A 2,059-nucleotide genomic window follows, 5' to 3' on the forward strand; every position below is an offset into this window, starting at 1 on the left:
GTGCCGCCCCGCCGGCCGGTCACGGCTACCACCGCTATATCGTCGCCGTCCACGCGCTGGACGTCGAGACGATCGACGGGCTCACCGCCGACTCCACCCCGGCGTTCCTCGGTTTCAACGTGTTCGGGCACGCCATCGCCCGCGCCTTGCTGACGGGCACCTACGAGGTGAAGTGACACTCGCTCGACGACCCACCACCCGGTGCGTGCCCGGCGTCGAACCACGCCGGGCACGCACCGGGCCGGGTGCGGTCACAGCATCCGGCGGCGGCGATCGAGGGCGCGGAAGCGACGCACCGACACCCGGGACCACGCCACCTGTTGCACGGCCAGTGTCGCCCAGCCCGCCAGCGCCATTCCGGACAGGTTGAGGGCGAGTTGCAGTGTGCTGCCCCAGATTTCTTCGGCAGCGCCGAATGCGAGACCGACGCCGACGTTGCCCGCAGCGGGGACCGTCGTCACCGAGATGAACACCCCGGACAATCCGCCCAGCTTGGACGACGTCAGGGACAGTACCCCTGCCGCCGCTGCGATCACGGCCACGAGGAACGACCACTTGTCGGGTGTGTAGATGAAATCGGTCTCCGGTCGCGGACCGGTGATGTCGTCGAGGGTGATCCAGCCCAGCAGCCGAGCGGCGAGCGCGGCCACCGCGGTGACCGCGATCGCCACCACGAACCCGGCCACCAGGGTGCGGGCCGCCGTCGCGAGCAGCACGAAGCGCCGCTTGACCAGGGCGACGCCGAGCGCGGCAATCGCACCGAACTCGGGCCCGAGCACCATCGCGCCGATGACCAGGACCTGCGAGTCGGTGACGATCGCGATGCCGGCCAGCAGCGTGGCCATCGTCATGAAGCTGAGGTAGGTCCAGTTCAATTCGACGTCCTCGTAGGAACGCTGCGCGACTTCCGCCCACACGACGGCGTCGGCGCTGCTCCCCGGGGTGCGCAACTCCGCGTCGAACCCGCTGCGCGAGAGCCAGGCATGTACCGGTTCGATCTCGATCGTGCCTCTGCGGTGCAACCCGATCGCCCGGAGCTGCTCGATCAGGTCGTTGGTCACCTCCCGCGCCACGTCCGCATGCACGATGTCGCCGACCGGGCGCAGCGCGGCACCGTGTATCACCGCGAGTCCGCTGACTCCGGGTTCGTCGCGGAGGATGCGGACGGTGTCCTCGGTCAGCTCGCTCGGCGACAGGATCCGCAGGTGCAGCATGGGGCCAGTGTCCCCGTTCCCGGCGTCGACGCCCGCCCTTTCGACTCAGCTCCCGGCGTCGTGGCGGCCACGCACGGACGAGGCCGCCACCCGCATGCGCGCGGCGCGATCAGTTGGCGGCGCCGACCGCGTCGGCGATCGACGCGTAGCCGGAGGCCCGGAGCTTGCGGGCCAGACCCTTGTGGATGCGGCGCATCCAGAACGGGCCGCCGTAGATGAACCCGGTGTAGCCCTGGATGAGCGACGCGCCGGCGAGGATCCGCTCCCACGCCTGCTCGACCGTTTCGATGCCGCCCACCGACACCAGCACCAGCCGGTCCCCGACCCGCTTGTGCAGGCGCCGCAGCACCTCCAGGGAGCGATCGGCGACGGGCGCACCCGACAGGCCGCCGGCGCCGATCTCCTCGACTCGCGCGGGGTCGGTGCGCAGACCGTCGCGCCGGATGGTGGTGTTGGTCGCGACGATGCCCGCCAGACCCAGCTCGACCGCCAGATCCGCGACCGCGTCGACGTCCTCGTCCGACAGATCCGGCGCGATCTTCACCAGCACCGGCACGGTCACCGTGTCGAGCACCGCCGCGAGCAGCGGGCGCAGCGACTCGACGGCCTGCAGGTCCCGCAGACCGGGGGTGTTGGGCGAGGAGACGTTGACGACGACGAAGTCCGCGAGCGGACCGAGCAGGCGGGCACTTTCGGTGTAGTCCGCGGCGGCCTCGCCCGCAGGCACGATCTTCGTCTTGCCGATGTTCGCGCCGATCGGCACGGTGCGCAGCCGCTGCCGCAGCTGGTTGGCGGCCTCGCCGGCGCCGTGGTTGTTGAAACCCATCCGGTTGATCAGCGCGCGG

The 2,059-nt window shown here is 70.8% G+C and carries 2 protein-coding genes and 1 pseudogene; 1 reads left to right on the top strand and 2 read right to left on the bottom strand.

Annotated features, from left to right (window positions below; genetic code table 11):
* Positions 1-176, top strand: a pseudogene (locus tag I0Q12_RS12895) (YbhB/YbcL family Raf kinase inhibitor-like protein); the annotation flags it as partial.
* A gap of 75 nt (positions 177-251) precedes the next feature.
* On the opposite strand, the gene I0Q12_RS12900 reads toward I0Q12_RS12895, so the two are convergent.
* Together I0Q12_RS12900 and pyrD are read right to left on the bottom strand one after the other, a co-directional pair.
* Positions 252-1,214 (bottom strand): DUF389 domain-containing protein, encoded by a 963-nt coding sequence (locus I0Q12_RS12900; RefSeq protein ID WP_197252293.1) that lies wholly within the window; start codon positions 1,212-1,214, stop codon positions 252-254.
* Between the two features lie 109 nt (positions 1,215-1,323).
* Positions 1,324-2,059, bottom strand: a 736-nt coding sequence (pyrD, locus tag I0Q12_RS12905) for a dihydroorotate dehydrogenase (quinone) (protein WP_197252294.1), incomplete at its 5' end; no start/stop codon positions are given.

This window comes from Rhodococcus sp. CX, from assembly GCF_015865005.1.
Lineage (GTDB): Bacteria > Actinomycetota > Actinomycetes > Mycobacteriales > Mycobacteriaceae > Rhodococcus.